At 32.6% G+C, this 17013-nt stretch carries 13 protein-coding genes; 7 read left to right on the top strand and 6 right to left on the bottom strand.

The window, feature by feature from the left end:
- Window positions 1–38 precede the first annotated feature (38 nt).
- On the top strand, window positions 39–3167 hold the full coding sequence (gene ccsB / locus G6042_RS13670; protein ID WP_169524997.1) for a c-type cytochrome biogenesis protein CcsB: 3129 nt from the start codon (window positions 39–41) through the stop codon (window positions 3165–3167).
- Between the two features lie 71 nt (window positions 3168–3238).
- Here ccsB and G6042_RS13675 read toward each other — a convergent pair whose 3' ends face one another.
- Both G6042_RS13675 and G6042_RS13680 read right to left on the bottom strand, forming a co-directional pair.
- Complete coding sequence (locus tag G6042_RS13675) at window positions 3239–4030, bottom strand: anti-sigma factor (protein WP_169524998.1); 792 nt, start codon at window positions 4028–4030, stop codon at window positions 3239–3241.
- Window positions 4030–4560: an RNA polymerase sigma factor gene (locus G6042_RS13680; protein WP_169524999.1), complete on the bottom strand. Its 531-nt coding sequence runs from the start codon at window positions 4558–4560 to the stop codon at window positions 4030–4032. The genes G6042_RS13675 and G6042_RS13680 overlap by 1 nt, the downstream gene beginning before the upstream one ends.
- A gap of 303 nt (window positions 4561–4863) precedes the next feature.
- Between G6042_RS13680 and G6042_RS13685 the strand changes: the two genes are divergently transcribed.
- The 4 genes from G6042_RS13685 (at window position 4864) to G6042_RS13700 (ending at window position 10016) form a co-directional block, all read left to right on the top strand.
- On the top strand, window positions 4864–5460 hold the full coding sequence (locus G6042_RS13685) for a glutathione peroxidase (RefSeq protein WP_169525000.1): 597 nt from the start codon (window positions 4864–4866) through the stop codon (window positions 5458–5460).
- Window positions 5461–5535: 75 nt separating this feature from the next.
- Window positions 5536–6234 carry an SIR2 family NAD-dependent protein deacylase gene (locus G6042_RS13690; RefSeq protein WP_169525001.1) on the top strand — a complete coding sequence of 233 codons (699 nt, stop codon included), beginning with the start codon at window positions 5536–5538 and terminating at the stop codon, window positions 6232–6234.
- Between the two features lie 109 nt (window positions 6235–6343).
- A complete protein-coding gene (gene purB / locus G6042_RS13695) occupies window positions 6344–7687 on the top strand; it encodes an adenylosuccinate lyase (RefSeq protein ID WP_169525002.1) in 1344 nt (447 codons plus the stop codon).
- Between the two features lie 94 nt (window positions 7688–7781).
- A complete protein-coding gene (locus tag G6042_RS13700; RefSeq protein WP_169525003.1) occupies window positions 7782–10016 on the top strand; it encodes a cation:proton antiporter domain-containing protein in 2235 nt (744 codons plus the stop codon).
- A gap of 117 nt (window positions 10017–10133) precedes the next feature.
- Here G6042_RS13700 and guaB read toward each other — a convergent pair whose 3' ends face one another.
- From guaB to G6042_RS13715, 3 genes are all read right to left on the bottom strand, one after another.
- Complete coding sequence (gene guaB, locus G6042_RS13705; RefSeq protein WP_169525004.1) at window positions 10134–11606, bottom strand: IMP dehydrogenase; 1473 nt, start codon at window positions 11604–11606, stop codon at window positions 10134–10136.
- A 57-nt stretch (window positions 11607–11663) separates the two neighbouring features.
- A complete protein-coding gene (locus tag G6042_RS13710; protein ID WP_169525005.1) occupies window positions 11664–13487 on the bottom strand; it encodes a tetratricopeptide repeat protein in 1824 nt (607 codons plus the stop codon).
- A 123-nt stretch (window positions 13488–13610) separates the two neighbouring features.
- Entirely contained in the window at window positions 13611–14474 is an 864-nt protein-coding gene (locus G6042_RS13715) for a hydroxymethylglutaryl-CoA lyase (protein ID WP_169525006.1), read from the bottom strand.
- A 181-nt stretch (window positions 14475–14655) separates the two neighbouring features.
- Between G6042_RS13715 and G6042_RS13720 the strand changes: the two genes are divergently transcribed.
- Both G6042_RS13720 and G6042_RS13725 read left to right on the top strand, forming a co-directional pair.
- Window positions 14656–15267, top strand: a complete 612-nt coding sequence (locus tag G6042_RS13720; protein WP_169525007.1) for a SatD family protein — start codon at window positions 14656–14658, stop codon at window positions 15265–15267.
- Window positions 15264–15974: a DUF3307 domain-containing protein gene (locus G6042_RS13725; RefSeq protein ID WP_169525008.1), complete on the top strand. Its 711-nt coding sequence runs from the start codon at window positions 15264–15266 to the stop codon at window positions 15972–15974. Before G6042_RS13720 ends, G6042_RS13725 begins: the two co-directional genes overlap by 4 nt.
- Here G6042_RS13725 and G6042_RS13730 read toward each other — a convergent pair.
- Window positions 15957–16991 carry a quinone-dependent dihydroorotate dehydrogenase gene (locus G6042_RS13730; RefSeq protein ID WP_169525009.1) on the bottom strand — a complete coding sequence of 345 codons (1035 nt, stop codon included), beginning with the start codon at window positions 16989–16991 and terminating at the stop codon, window positions 15957–15959. The two genes, G6042_RS13725 and G6042_RS13730, sit on opposite strands and share 18 nt — an antisense overlap.
- Window positions 16992–17013: the final 22 nt, after the last annotated feature.

The raw sequence follows: 17013 nt of genomic DNA on the forward strand, positions 1-17013 counted from the left end.
CTTTTGTACCACTTTATCAAAAACCAAATTGTCCAGTTATGGAAAAAAAATTACTAGCCATTCTTTTCTCTACTCGTTTAATGGCTTTTCTCTTTATCAGCTTTGCCGTAGCCATGATTTTCGGAACCTTTATAGAAAGTAAATACAATACTGATACCGCTCGAATTTGGATATACAACGCTTGGTGGTTTGAAGCTATAATGTTGTTTTTTGTTATCAATTTTTTTGGAAACATTAAACGTTATCAGTTATACAAAAAAGAAAAATGGGTAACACTTTTGCTGCATTTGTCTTTTATCTTCATCATCGTTGGCGCATTTGTTACGCGTTACATCAGTTATGAAGGTATGATGCCAATTCGTGAAGGCGAAACAGCTAACCAAATGTATTCGGATAAAAATTTCTTAACCGTTCTTGTTGATGGCGATTATAAAGGTCAATTAAAAAGACGAACGTTTGAGAAATCGCTTTTGCTTTCGCCAGTAACCAATAATCATTTTTCTATCAACGAAAAGTTTGCCGATATTCCTTTTTCTATCGAATACAAAAACTTCGAATTGGATGCTAAAGAAACTATCGAACCAAGCGCTGATGGTGAATTGTATTTGAAATTAGTAGAATCGGGCGATGGAACGCGTCACGAACACATGCTGAAAGAAGGCGAAGTGCAAAATATTCACAATGTGCTTTTTGCTTTGAATAAACCTACGCAAGGTGCAATTAATATTGACACAAAAAACAATACGATTTCAACTCCATTCGATGGAACTTTCATGCGAATGGCAGATAAATTGCAAGGAAAAGTTGTGAAAGACTCGGTGCAAGCTTTGATGTATCGTTCGTTGTACAACGTTAGCGGAAGCCAATTTGTTATTCCAGAAATGGCTGTAAAAGGTAAAAAAGTATTCAAATCAAGTGGTGATTTTAAAGCCAAAGCTCATGATGATGCGTTAACGATATTAGTTACCTCGGGTAAAGAGCAAAAAGAAGTTACACTTGTTGGTTCTAAAGGAAAAACTGGCGAACCGGTAATGGTAAAAATTGGCGAACTTGAATTTACATTTTTCTTTGGAAGTAAAGTATATACATTGCCGTTTAGTTTGAAATTGAATGATTTTATAGCCGAAAAATATCCTGGAACCGAGAAAAGTTATTCTTCTTTTGAAAGTAAAGCAACCGTAATTGATTCTACCGAAAAATTTGATGCTAGAATTTATATGAACAATATTCTTGACCATAAAGGGTATCGTTTTTTCCAAGCTAATTTTGATCCAGACGAAAAAGGAACAGTACTTTCAGTAAGTCACGATTTTTGGGGAACAATGATTACTTATGTTGGTTACACACTTTTATACATTTGCTTAATGTTGATTTTATTTGCAAAAAATACTCGTTTTGCGGAGTTGAAAAGAAAATTGGAAACCGTGAAAAAGAAAAAAACAAAACTACTAACGATTTTGGTTTTATTCTCAACACTTGGTTTTGCGCAACAAAAAGAAAATCATTCGCATCAGGCAAAAACCAATATGAATTATCTTGATTCAATTAAAAAATATCAAGTTCCCGAAATTCAAGCTTCTCGTTTTGGTCGATTAATCATTCAAGATGATGGCGGAAGAATGAAACCTATCAACACTTTTTCATCGGAATTATTGCGAAAAGTTAGCCATAATGATACGTATGAAGGAATGAATTCGGACCAAGTATTCATATCGATGAAACAATTTCCTTTTGCTTGGATAGAAGTTCCATTGGTTTATGTAAAAAGTAGTAACGACAGTATCCGAAAAATTTTAGGTGTTGAAAAAGGACAAGAGTTAATTCCGTTTAAGAAATTTTTTGACGATGAAGGAAATTATAAATTATCACCTTATTTAGATGCTGCTTATAAAACGCCAAATCCTAATAAGTTTGAAAAAGATTTCGTAGAAACCGATAAAAAGATAAATCTTTTGAATTCGGCTTTATTTGGAAGCATACTTAGAATTTATCCAACACCAAATGATAAAAATAACAAATGGGTTTCAAATCTAGAACTTAGTCATGCTACTGGAACGGCTTTGGACACAATTAAAACCGCATTTCCATTTTATCTGGAAGCTTTGGCAAAAGGTATCAAGACCAAAGATTATGCATTGGCAAACACAATGCTTGATGGTTTAGAAAAATTCCAAATGAAATACGGAAGCGAAGTTAGACCAACCAACAAAAAAATTGACGCAGAGATTTTGTATAACAAACTGAATGTATTCCAGAAATTACCTTATTGGTATATCAGTATTGCAGGATTGATGTTTGTGCTTGTTATTCTTCAAATTTTCAAAGAAAGAAAATTTTTAACGATTTCCATTAATGTATTACATGTTATCATCGGGTTACTTTTTGTAGTACATACATTAGGTTTAATTGCTCGTTGGTATATTTCTGGTCATGCGCCGTGGAGTAATGCTTATGAAAGTATTATTTATGTAGCTTGGTCAACGATGTTCTTCGGATTGGCATTTGATAGAAAATCAAAATTAACAGTTGCTTCATCAGCATTTGTAACCGCAATGATATTAACGGCTGCTTATGCCAACTGGATTGATCCTGAAATTGCGAACTTACAACCGGTATTGAATTCGTATTGGTTGATGATTCACGTTGCAGTAATTGTGGCAAGTTATGGTCCGTTTGCACTCGGGTTTATTCTTGGTTTTGTGTCGCTTTTATTGATGTTTTTTACCAATGAAAGCAACAAAAAGAGAATGGAGTTAAACATAAAAGAGTTAACTTATCTTAATGAAATGGCGTTAACCGTAGGTTTAGTAATGTTGACCATCGGTAATTTCCTTGGCGGACAATGGGCAAACGAAAGTTGGGGAAGATATTGGGGTTGGGATCCAAAAGAAACTTGGGCTTTGATCAGCATCATGGTTTATGCTTTTGTCATTCACGCTCGATTTGTTCCAGGAATGCGTAGTAAATGGTTTTTCAATTTGATGGCAATGTTTGCTTTTGTATCGATATTATTCACGTATTATGGAGTAAACTTCCACTTAGTAGGATTACATTCTTATGCAAGTGGCGAAGCAAAATCACTAAGTTGGATTTATTATACTTTAGGAACAATTTCCTTAGTTGGAATAGTTACTTATCCAAAATTCAGAAAATATTATAAACGATAGTAATTTCATAAAAAATAAAAAGGTTCAACATTGCGTTGAACCTTTTTTTATTGTACTAAGTTTTTCTAAAATTATACTTTTCCTAATGTATAAAGTTGTTCCATCGTTGGTGTTGCACTTCCGCCAGCTGGTTCAAGCGTTATACCAAAAGCTTCTGCACCAGATGTTTTATCAACTGCAAATATTTTGGTGTCGTTTGCTTTGAAATCGGCCAATAAACCAATGCTTGTTGGCGTTAAAGTTGGCTGTAATTTAAGCGACCAAATTTGATAAACTTTTCCTTCTGGTGGTTCAGGCAAACCGCTAGCATCAACATAAACTTCGTCAGTTTTTTTGTTCCAATAAATTTTAGCTTTAGCTGTTGGAGCAACCGTTTGTCCGCCAAGCGGAATTACTTTGTTGTTTTCATCTCTTACGATAGCTAAAACATCATTAGTAGTTTTGTTTTTTAATTCTAAATCAACAACGGTTTCCTGTAATTTATTTTTCTCTTGTTCAATCGTTACAACTTGATTATTGGTTTTTTCCAATTCAAAATACTGATAACCAATTCCAATCAATAATGCAATCGATGCAGCCCAACCAATATATTGCATACGGTTATTTCTTGGCTTCATATCAATTACCTTAGCAGTATGTTTAATTTCCAGTTGTGCTTTGATTTTTTCAAATTGACTGTGCGAAATAAACGGCGAAAAGCTACTCGATAAATTGAGAATTGCTTTTTCAATGGCAATAATTTCTTTGTTAATTTCAGGATGTTGTTTTGCCATTTGTTGAACTTCTGCAATTTCGGTTTCATTTAATAAACCATATACATAAAGTTCTAAAATTCCTGATTCTATAAATTCTTTTGCTTCCATTATACTTGAAGATACGTTCTTAAATCATTAATACAGTTTCGGTTTTGTGTTTTTACTGTTCCCAATGGAATTTCAAGTTCGTCTGAAGCTTCTTGTTGTGTAAATCCTTTAAAAAATAATAAATCTAACAATTGAATACATTTTGGCTTTAATTTCTTAATAAACTCTTGAATTCCGATAGTATCAATTCGGTTGATGGCTTTGTTACTGTCGTCCAATAGATGTACGAAATTATCCGAAGAAAGGTTTTTTTGTTTGTTGTTAAAACCTTTGGAACGCAATTTATCAATAGCAGTATTTCGGGTAATGTTCAACATCCAAGTGTAAAGTCTTCCTTTGGAATCATTATAGGTTTCGATGTTTTTCCAAATCTTAACAAAACTTTCTTGAAGTACGTCTTCGGCTTCTTCGCGATCGCTAATTAAATTTGAAATAACGGAAAATAAACTCTTGGAATACATGTCATAGAGCAACGTAAAAGCTCTGTCGTCTTTCTTCAAGACTAAGGGTAAAAGTTCTTCTTGTGTCATAGCTATAATTTGTGTGATAGGTAAAATTATTAAAACAAATCAGTAAATCAATTCTTTAAAGCTATTTTTTAATTTTTTTCTAAAAAATCCAAATCTATAATTTCTCCGTATATGAATGTAGTGATTAGGTTTTTTGTTTTTACTGATAACAAAAACGAAAGGTTAGGATAGTTTTTGTTATGTTTTGAAACCCAATGTTTCCCAATTCATTGGGTTTCTCTTTTTACAAAGATTGGCATAACTTTATCATTTGTATAACATATAGTGTGGTTTCTATTTCTTAATTTTATAAAAAAATATTCTATGAAAAAGCTATCTTCATTTTTATTGATTTCGCTGCTGATGTTGAGTTGTCAAAATCAGGCACAAAATCAAGAAAATACAGCACAAAAAAAAGATAACAAAACAACTACAATGGAAAAACAAACGATTTATCAGTTTAAAGTAACTGATTTGTATGGCAATGAATTTGATTTTGCCTCATTAAAAGGAAAGAAAATATTGATTGTCAACACTGCTTCAGAATGTGGATTAACACCACAATACAAAGATTTAGAAGCTATTTATGGAAAATACAAAGACAAAAATTTTGTTATCGTAGGTTTTCCAGCTAATAATTTTGGAGCACAAGAACCAGGTTCAAACGAACAAATTGCAACATTTTGTCAAAAAAACTATGGTGTAACTTTTCCAATGATGGGAAAAATATCAGTAAAAGGAAATGATAAACACGAGTTGTATAAATTTTTGACAGAGAAAAGTAAAAACGGTTTACAAGACAGTGAAGTAGAGTGGAACTTCCAAAAATATTTAATCAATGAACAAGGAGAATTGGTTAAAGTCTTATCACCAAGAGTTTTACCAACCGATAATGAAATTGTAGGTTGGATAAACGGATAATTTTTTAAAAATTAAACAATAATAAACTCTCATATTTTTGAGAGTTTTTTTATTTTTAGCAAAATAACGAAGGATATGAAAAAGAAATTAGTCGTTTTAACTGGTGCCGGAATTTCTGCTGAAAGTGGCATAAAAACCTTTCGCGATGCTGATGGACTTTGGGAAGGATACGATGTAATGGAAGTTGCTTCGCCCGAAGGTTGGCGTAAAAACAAAGAATTAGTACTCGACTTTTACAATCAGCGAAGAAGACAATTGCATCAAGTAAAACCAAATCTTGGACATTTCACTTTAGCCGAATTAGAAGCTGATTTTGACGTTCATATTATTACTCAAAACGTAGATAATCTTCATGAACAAGCCGGAAGTTCAAATGTTTTGCATCTTCATGGTGAATTATTTAAAGTAAGAAGTACAAAAAATGAAAGCTATGTTTTAGATTGGAAAACCGATTTGAATTTAGGCGATGTTGATACAAACGGAAACCAATTGCGACCACATATTGTCTGGTTTGGCGAAGCCGTTCCAGCATTAGACGAAGCCATTGAAATTACCCAAACCGCCGATTTTCTCGCGGTTATTGGAACATCTTTGCAAGTTTATCCTGCCGCAGGATTATTGCATTATGCCAAGTCAAATGTTCCTGTTTTTTACATTGATCCTAAACCAGCAACCATTTATGATTTACAAAATCCATTAGAAATTATTCCGATGAATGCAACTGATGGTGTTCCATTTTTGAGACAGAAATTACTAAATGAGTATAAAGCATAGAAATTAGAATGTAAATTTTTAGTTTATTTTTATCTATTTTCTATGTTCTATTTTCTATATTCTTAATTACTAATCACTATTTTTGCACCTTTAAACAACAACACAACAAATGTCACTAACTACTTTAAATGCCATTTCGCCAATTGATGGTCGCTATCGAAAAGCTACCAAACCTTTAGCCGAATTTTTCTCAGAAGAAGCTTTAATTAAATATAGAGTTTTAATTGAGGTTGAGTATTTTATTTCACTTTGTGAAAATGATTTACCTCAATTACAAAATGTGAATTCATCTGTTTTTGAAGCTTTGAGAAATATTTACAAAAATTTCTCAACCGAAGATGCACTTTGGATTAAAGAAACCGAAAAAACAACAAACCATGATGTAAAAGCTGTTGAATATTTCATTAAAGAAAAATTTGAAACACTTGGACTTTCGCAATTCAAAGAGTTTATCCATTTTGGATTAACGTCTCAAGATATTAACAATACTGCCATTCCGCTTTCGACTAAAGATGCATTTGAAAAAGTGTATTTGCCAGGTTTAATCAGTGTAATTGCTAAATTGAAAGAACTAAGTGTGGAATGGAAGGACATTCCAATGTTGGCACGAACACATGGTCAACCAGCTTCGCCAACACGTTTAGGTAAAGAGATTTTGGTTTTTGTAGAACGTTTGGAAGAACAAATGCGTTTGTTATTTAATGTTCCATTTGCAGCAAAATTTGGTGGTGCAACAGGAAATTTCAACGCGCATCATGTGGCGTATCCAAATGTAGATTGGAAAAAATTTGGAACCGATTTTGTGGAAGGAACTTTAGGATTACAACATTCTTTCCCAACGACACAAATAGAACATTACGATCATTTTGCTGCCTTTTTTGATGCTTTGAAAAGAATAAATACCATCATCATCGATTTAGATAGAGATATTTGGACGTATGTTTCGATGGATTATTTCAAACAAAAAATCAAAGCTGGAGAAATTGGTTCATCGGCAATGCCACATAAAGTAAATCCAATTGATTTTGAAAACTCCGAAGGAAATCTTGGAATTGCCAATGCTATTTTCGAACATCTTTCGGCTAAACTACCCATTTCAAGATTGCAACGCGATTTGACTGATAGTACGGTTTTAAGAAATGTTGGAGTTCCAATTGGTCATACGATTATTGGATTTGAAGCAACATTGAAAGGTTTGAATAAATTATTGTTGAATGAAGCAAAATTTGCCGAAGATTTAGAAAAAAATTGGGCAGTTGTGGCTGAAGCAATACAAACCATTCTTCGTCGCGAAGGTTATCCAAATCCTTATGAAGCATTGAAAGGATTAACCCGAACGAACACAGTAATTAACAAACAATCGATACATGATTTTATTGATACTTTGGATGTTTCTGATGTATTAAAAGCAGAATTAAAACAAATTTCACCAAGTAATTATTTGGGAATTTAGCTCTGTAAATTGTTATAATTTTTTTAAATCTGCTTGTTTCATTTTGAAAAAAGCAGATTTTTTGCTATTTTGTAAAAAAATAAATTAAACGCCTATGTTTTTAGCATCTACAGCAACTTCAGTTCATTTACCAGATTTAATTAGTGATTTAGGACTAATTCTAGTTACAGCAGCTATTGCTGTTTTACTTTTTAGAGTTTTAAAACAACCTTTGGTTTTGGGTTATCTTGTTGCTGGATTTTTAGCAGGAAATCAATTTGACTTTTTTCCAACAATAAGAGACATTCACAGTGTAGAAGTTTGGGCAGAAATAGGAGTGATATTTCTCTTGTTTAGTTTAGGTTTAGAATTCAGTTTTAAAAAGCTGATGAAAGTTGGTGGAACAGCTTCTATTACTGCTTTTACTCAGATAATTTCAATGGTTACGATTGGCTTTTTTGTAGGTCAATTAATGGGTTGGAATAAAATGAATAGCATCTTTTTAGGTGTAATTTTATCCATTTCATCAACAACGATTATTCTAAAAACCTTTGATGAACTTGGCGTAAAATCCCAAAAATTTGCCGGAAACGTAATTGGTTCATTGATTGTTCAAGATATTATTGCCATTTTGATGATGGTTTTGCTTTCTACTATTGCCGTTAGTCAGCAATTTTCAGGAATGGAGTTAGTTTTTTCAGTTTTGAAATTGTTGTTTTTTCTAACAATTTGGTTTGTTGTGGGTATCTTTTTTATTCCAACGCTTCTAAAAAAAGCAAAACATTTACTAACCGATGAAATGCTGCTAATCATCTCTTTAGCACTTTGTTTATTGATGGTAATTTTTGCAGCTGGAGTTGGATTTTCGCCAGCATTAGGTGCATTTATCATGGGTTCAATTATAGCTGAAACTACTCAAGCAGAACACATTGAGCATTTGGTTAAACCAGTAAAAGATTTATTTGGAGCAGTTTTCTTTGTGTCGGTTGGAATGTTAATCAATCCTGATACGTTGGTTGAATATGCAATTCCAGTAGCAATCTTAACATTAGTAGTTATTTTTGGTCAATCATTAAGCTCAACAGTAGGTTCGTTATTATCTGGTCAACCGTTGAAACAATCTATTCAAACCGGAATGAGTTTATCACAAATAGGTGAATTCTCGTTTATCATTGCCACACTTGGAACAACATTAAAAGTAACGAGTGATTTTTTATATCCAATTGTTGTAGCGGTTTCGGCAGTAACAACATTTACAACGCCTTTTATGGTTAAATTTGCGGAACCTTTTTCGGGTTTTGTAGAGAAAAAGTTGCCAAGAAAATGGGTGAAAAGAATTCAATTGTATAGTTCAAACACAGAAGAAATTAAATCATTAAGTAATTGGCAAATAGTAATTAGAAGTTATTTAACTCAAGTAATTATTCATTCCATAATTATAGTTGCTATCATTTTATTGTCTTTTAATTTTATTTTGCCGTTGGTTCAAGGTTCAAGATTTGGAAATGCGATAACAGCTTTGATTACAATAGTTCTTCTTTCGCCATTTTTATGGGCATTATCCTTGCGAAGAGTTGCTGTAAACGAAGTAGCAATCTTGCTTGAAGAGAAAAAACATCAAGGTCCAATAATTATGTTGGTACTTTTTAGAATTGCACTTGCTTTATTCTATGTAGGTTTTGTTCTGAATACGTTCTTTTCATCAGGTGTTGCTTTAATTGCTTTTCTACTTGCTATCACTGCTTATGTTGTTTTTCCAAAAAAACTAAATTCAATTTATTACAAAATAGAAAGTCATTTTATTGATAATTTTAATGATAGAGAGAAAAAGAAAGAAAATAAACGTCAAAATACTTTGTCGCCTTGGGATGGACACATGACTGATTTTTCTATTGCTAAAGAATCAAACTTGGCAGGAAAAACATTAGAAGAACTCAAAATCAGAGAACAGTTTGGAATTAATATTACATCTATTCGTCGTGGTGATGTTTTGATAAATATTCCAGTACGATCTGAGCGATTATTTCCTGGCGATGAAATTAGCGTAATTGGAACGGATGATCAAGTAAAACAATTCAAAATATTTTTGGATAAAAATGAAATTGATGTTCCCGAACTAACGGAACAAGCCGACATTATACTTCAAAAAGTGGAACTGAAGAATAGAATTTGTATTGGTAAAAGTATTCGCGAGTCGCAAATTCGAGAGAAAACCCACGGAATTATCGTTGGCATTGAGCGCAACGGAAAACGTATTTTAAATCCTGAATCGCATATAGTTTTGGAAGACAGCGATATTCTTTGGATTGCAGGTGAAAAGAAAAAGATTTCAGAATTTTTGAAGGTATAAAAATGAAATGATAAAAATTTAACCATAAAAACACGAATAAAAAAAACACAAAGCTCACGAAGTGATTAAAAACTTGTGAGCTTTGTGCATTTTTAGTGAACTTTGTGGTTCAAAAATTTATCTCGAATAATTCGGTGCTTCTTTAGTAATCGTTACATTATGCGGATGACTTTCTGTAATTCCGCTTGAAGTAATTCTAACGAAACGTCCATTTTCTTGCAATGTTGGAATATCTTTTGCGCCACAATAACCCATTCCGGCACGAAGTCCGCCAATGAATTGTTGCATACTTTCGTTTAATTCGCCTTTGTATGGAACACGACCAACGATTCCTTCGGGAACTAATTTTTTAATATCATCTTCAACATCTTGAAAATAACGGTCTTTTGAACCTTCTTGCATCGCTTCAACCGAACCCATTCCGCGATATGATTTGAATTTTCTTCCTTCAAAAATGATGGTTTCTCCAGGCGATTCTTTTGTTCCAGCTAATAATGAACCTAGCATAACCGAACTTGCTCCGGCAGCAATTGCTTTTGGAATGTCACCAGTATAACGAATTCCACCATCAGCAATTACAGGAATTCCTGTGCCTTTCAAAGCCGCTGAAACTTCTAAAACTGCCGAAAATTGAGGAAATCCAACTCCAGCAACAACTCTTGTAGTACAAATAGAACCTGGACCAATTCCAACTTTTACGCCATCGGCACCATTTTCTACCAAATACAAAGCTGCTTCGGGAGTTGCAATGTTTCCAACGACAATATCAATTTGTGGAAATTTATTTTTCACTTCTTTTAAAACCGAAACAACACCTTTCGTGTGTCCGTGAGCAGTATCGATAATAATGGCATCAACTCCAGCATTTACTAAAGCTTCCGCTCTTTGTAGCGAATCGCCTGTTACGCCAATGGCTGCCGCAACACGTAAACGACCAAAAGAATCTTTATTGGCAATTGGTTTTTGAGTATGTTTTGTAATATCTCTGAAAGTGATTAGTCCAACCAATTTATTTTCAGAATTAATAACAGGAAGTTTTTCGATTTTATGTCCTTGTAAAACAACTTCGGCTTGTTCCAACGATGTTCCTTCGGCAACTGTAACCAAATTTTGGCTTGTCATTACTTCAACGATTGGTCTTGAATTATTTTTCTCAAAACGTAAATCACGATTAGTAACGATTCCTTTTAAAGTTTTGTTTTCGTCAACAATTGGAATTCCACCGATACCAAACTCTTTCATAGCATTTTTTGCATCAGCAACCAAAGCTGTTAGTGGTAAAGTTACTGGATCGATAATCATTCCGCTTTCGGCGCGTTTTACTTTACGAACTTTAGCAGCTTGTTGTTCAATGGTCATGTTTTTGTGTAAAACACCAATTCCGCCTTCTTGCGCCATCGCAATTGCCATAGAACTTTCGGTAACGGTATCCATTGCTGCTGAAACAATAGGAACGTTTAAGGTAATGTTTTTTGAAAATTTAGATTGAATGGAAACTTCTCTTGGTAAAACGTCTGAAAAATTAGGAACCAAAAGAACATCATCATAGGTTAAACCTTCACTGATGATTTTTGAGTTGTGTGTATGCATTGCAATTTGTAGTTGTAGTTAAATTGCGTGCAAATATAATGAAAATACCTGAATTATTTATGAATGATGTTTTAAAAATGAAATAACAAATTCGGTCATTTTTCCTTCAGTACTTTTAATGTCAAGTTTCCCTTTATTGTTCAATAAAAATTGTTTCACTAATAATAATCCTAAACCAGTTCCTTCTTCCATAGAAGTTCCTTTTTCGGAGGAAAGTCGTTTATCAAAACTAATGATTTCTTGAATTTTACTTTGGTTAATTCCATCGCCAAAATCTCTGATATGAACATTTTGATATTTGTCTTCTTCGGAATAAAATATCTCGATTTTACTGTTTAAAGGCGCATATTTTAAAGCATTTGCTAAAATGTTTTGCAAAATAATTCGAGTTTGACCAATATCGGCATTGACAAAATGAATATCTTTTTTATCGTGTAGAAATGAAATTTTCTTTTTAAAAGCATCACGATATAGCGAATTTACCGTTTCGTCTATGATTTGGTTTATTTCTACTTTTTCAAGTTTTACTTTGGCACCATCAATTTGAGAACTTGCCCATGATAATATGTTGTTTAGCATTAACGAAGTTCCTTCAACTTGTTTGTGTAAATGTTCATAAATAACAGCTTGTTCTTCTTTGGTTAAATCTTCGTCTTTATTTAATTCAATGACTTGAAGCAGCGAATTCATGGGTGATTTTAGATCGTGTGACAAAACAGAAAAAAGTTTGTTTTTCGTTTGATTTAACTCTTCCAAAGCCGAATTTTGAGAAATAATCATCGATTGCTGACTTTCGATTTCTTTGTTTTTTGCATCAATTTGCTTGTAAAGTTTTTCTTTTTGGGTTGTATATTTTGAATATTGATAAATGAATATCAACAACGAAATCAGTAAAAAGAAAATAAATCCAACGAAAATTCGAGTATTATTTAGTTTTTGTTGTGCAATTTCAGCTTTTGCTGATAGTTTTTGATTTTCAGCTTCTTTGGCTTCTAGTTGAAGAATATTAATCTCCTTTATTTTCGATTCTGCATATAAAGAGTCGTTGTATTTTTTATTTATTTTTAAATAATTATAGGCATTTTTAAAGTCGTTTTGTTGACGATATACTCTAGAAAGAATTTCAGCAGCACGAGCAATATCCCATTTTGCCTGAACTTTCACGGCAGATTGATAACCGTTTAAACCATAGTTTATAGCTTCAGGATAATTACCTTTTTCCAAATATGTTTCAGCTATTCCTGAAACAGCAAATGAAACTTCCCATAAATTAGGCTTGTCACTATCGTCAATAACTTTTTTATAATAATACAATGCCGAATCAAGATTTTTTTTAAAGAAGTGAACTTGGCCTAATTTGTTCAATCCCATATGGTAATCATCGATTTGTGCTTTCTTTTTACTGATTTTTAATGATTCGGAAAACTTTTTGTAGGCTTCATTGTAGTTTTTTAAGTTGATATAAGAAACGCCTAGATTGAGTAAATTTTTAGTGGTAAATTTATCATTCTTTATTTTTCTGCAAATAGCAATTGATTTGGTGAAATTTTCAATTGCTTCTTTATCGCGACCAATACCTTGAAGGATAATGCCTTTGCCCATGAGACATTTGGCAATTCCTAGCTGATTGTTTTTAGATTCGAATAATTCTGAAGCTTCTAAAAAGTTTTTCAAAGCAACATCATAAGAACCGATTATGTAATGGTTCGCTGCTCTATTGAAAATAACTTCGGCAATTAGATTTTTATCTTTGAGTTGATCAGCAATTTTGGCAGCTTTATTAAGGCAATTTTCTGCTCTTTTAAAATCTGTATAAGAATATATTTTAGCTTCGTTGATATAATAATCAACAGAATCTTTCGAGTAAGAATTTGCGTACACGTTATTTTGAAATAAAAATAAGTGCAACAAAAGCAGTAGTAATTTGTTTAAAGATTGGGGCAAATCTATATAAAATTTGTGGTTTCGGGACTAATATACAAAAATCGAAATGTAAAATCCAAATTAATGGTATTTTCCAAATAATTTTGAAGCTTCGTTGTAAGCGCTTTCAAAACTCATAGCACTTAAATTGGTTTCAGCTTTTTGAGCCGTGAAATAGGAGAGAAGTTTCTCGGTTGGCATGTTTCCAGTTAAATCGTCTTTTGCCATTGGACAACCACCAAAACCTTGAATTGCACCGTCAAATCGAGTACAACCTGCTTTAAAAGCGGCATCTACTTTTTCGTGCCATTTGTCAGGTGTTGTGTGAAGATGTGCGCCAAATTCAATTTCAGGATATTTTGGAATTAAATTGGAGAATAAATAGTCAATAACTTCAGGAGTTGAACTTCCAATGGTATCAGAAAGTGAAAGTATTTTTACGCCCATTTTCGCCAATTTTTCCGTCCATTCACCAACAATTTCTACATTCCATGGATCGCCATACGGATTACCAAAACCCATTGATAAGTAAGCAACAACTTCTTTATTTGTTGCATTTGCAATATCTAAAATCTCTTGTAAAGTCACTAAACTTTCCGCAATGGTTTTATGTGTATTTCGCATTTGAAAATTCTCGGAAATAGAAAAAGGAAATCCTAAATATTGAATTTGCTTGTGAACCGAAGCCATTTCTGCACCTTTAGTATTGGCAATAATAGCTAGTAGTTTGCTTTCGGTTTTAGATAAATCCAATTGTGCTAAAACTTCTGCGGTGTCAACCATTTGTGGAATGGCTTTGGGCGAAACAAAACTGCCAAAATCTATCGTATCAAAACCAACGCGAAGCAATGACTGAATGTATTGCACTTTGGTTTCGGTAGGAATAAACGTTTTGATACCTTGCATGGCATCGCGCGGACATTCTATGATTTTGACTTTTTTCATTGGATGCCAAATATACTAAAGAATTATCTTTTTACGAAATCGTTTTTTATGATGATGATTTTATAAATATTACGCTTTTCCGTAATAATTAAAAATATTACGCTTTTCCGTAATAATTAAAAATATTACGCTTTTCCGTAATAATTTATGATTTTTTAAAATATTTTTCTATATTTGAACTATGATTGTGATACTTACAGCCGATATAATCAACTCAAGAAAGCTTTCTTCTAAGAAATGGATGAATGATTTTAAGCAATTACTCAATAGTTTTGGAAAGTCTCCAAACGATTGGGAAATCTATCGTGGCGATGAATTTCAGTTGGAAATTAAAAATCCAGAAGATGCTTTTTTGATTGCGTTTCAGATAAAAGCTTTTTTTAAATCGATCAATTTAGATGTTAGAATGAGTTTGGGTTTTGGTGATAAAACGTATAAAACAAAAAAAATAACTGAAAGTAATGGAAGTGCTTTTATTCGTTCGGGAGAATTATTTGAAACCTTAAAAAAGCAAAAAATTAACTTGGCTGTTAATTCTGGAAATCCCGATTTTGATGAAGAATTCAATTTGATGTTGCAATTAAGTATGTCGTTTATGGATAGTTGGTTGCAACAATCGGCTGAATTTGTGTTGGTTGCAATTAAAAACCCAACACTTTCTCAGGAAGAAATTGGTTTAAAACTCGGTATAAACCAAGCTGCTGTTAGCCGAAGACAAAAGCGTTCACAGTTTGAATTGATGCTACAAGTGGAACGTTATTTTAGAAAAAAAGTTAAATCACTTGAAGTATGATTATTTTTGTAAAACTTCTTTTGGCACATTTAATAGGCGATTTTTTATTGCAACCAACTTCATGGGTTGAAGATAAAGAAAAGAATAAACAAAAAAGTCTGTATTTGTATTTGCATACTTTTCTTCATGGTGCGATTGCTTGGATTTTAGTTGGAGAAAAAGCATTTTTTGGATTTGCTGTTTTGCTAGCATTTCTCCATGGTGGCATCGATTTTTTAAAGTTATATTTTCAAACGAAGAAAACAAAACGAACTTGGTTTTCAGTTGACCAAATTTTGCATTTAATTGTAATTCTTCTAGTTACATTGGTTTATACGGATACAAAAATAGAGTTTGAGAGTTTTAGTAGCCAATTTTGGATTGTACTTACAGGAATTGTTTTGCTGACAAAACCAACATCAATAATTATTAAAAACATCATTTCAATTTGGACACCCGAAAATAAAACCAAAGACAATTCGCTTCAAAATGCTGGAAATTATATTGGGATTTTGGAACGTCTTTTTGTGTTTTGTTTTATTCTAACAGGTCATTTTGAAGCTATTGGATTTTTATTGGCAGCAAAATCTATTTTTCGTTTTGGCGATTTGAAAGAAGCCAAAGACCGAAAACTAACCGAATATGTTTTAATTGGAACGTTACTAAGTTTTGGCGTTGCGCTATTAATTGGACTTTTGGTGCAAATAAGTTTAGGATTTTCTTTTTAAAATCGCTTGATTTATCTCCTTCACCAATTTTGGTCCTTCATAAATAAATCCAGTGTAAAGTTGCACCAAACTCGCTCCAGCTTCTAATTTTTCAATGGCATCATCGGCCGAATGAATTCCGCCAACACCAATAATTGGAAACGCTTTATTGCTTTTTTCTGAAAGAAAACGTATCACTTCGGTAGAACGTTTTGTCAATGGTTTTCCTGATAATCCGCCAATTTCAGCCATAACTTCAGGATTGTTTTCAGTCTTTAAATTTTCTCTCGAAATAGTAGTATTCGTAGCAATAACGCCAGCAATTTTGGTTTCGTTGACAATGTCAATAATATCCAAAAGTTGTTCGTCAGTCAAATCGGGAGCGATTTTTAACAGAATTGGTTTTTTGGTTGCGTGTTCCGAGTTTCGAGTTTCGAGTTTTGTTAATAAATCTGTCAACGGTTTTTTGTCTTGTAATTCGCGAAGATTTGGTGTGTTTGGAGAACTTACATTGACTACAAAATAATCAACATAATCAAGCAAAGCATCAAAACAAATCAGATAATCATTTACTGCTTCGTCGTTTGGAGTGATTTTATTTTTACCAATATTTCCGCCAATTAAAACGTTTTTATTTTTTTTCAAACGTTCAACAGCTCCGTGAACACCACCATTATTAAAACCCATTCGGTTGATGATTGCATTATTGTTTTTTAATCGAAACAAACGTTTTTTAGGATTTCCTTCTTGTGGTTTTGGTGTTAAAGTTCCAATTTCTATAAAGCCAAATCCAAAATTAGAAAGTTCTTTATAAAGCTTGGCATCTTTGTCAAAACCAGCAGCCAAACCTACAGGATTTTTAAATTTTAAGCCAAAAACTTCTCTTTCCAACTGTTTATCTTTTACTTCATATAAAGAAGCACAAATGCTTGAAAAAAATGGAATTTTAGAAAAAAATCGAATTGTCGAAAATGTAAAGTAATGTACTTTTTCGGGATCAAACCAAAAAAGTATCGGACGAATAATTAGTTTGTACATAGTTGTTGTGTTGTGGTGCAAA

This window comes from Flavobacterium solisilvae, from assembly GCF_012911605.1.
In the GTDB taxonomy this organism is placed as follows: Bacteria; Bacteroidota; Bacteroidia; order Flavobacteriales; family Flavobacteriaceae; genus Flavobacterium; species Flavobacterium solisilvae.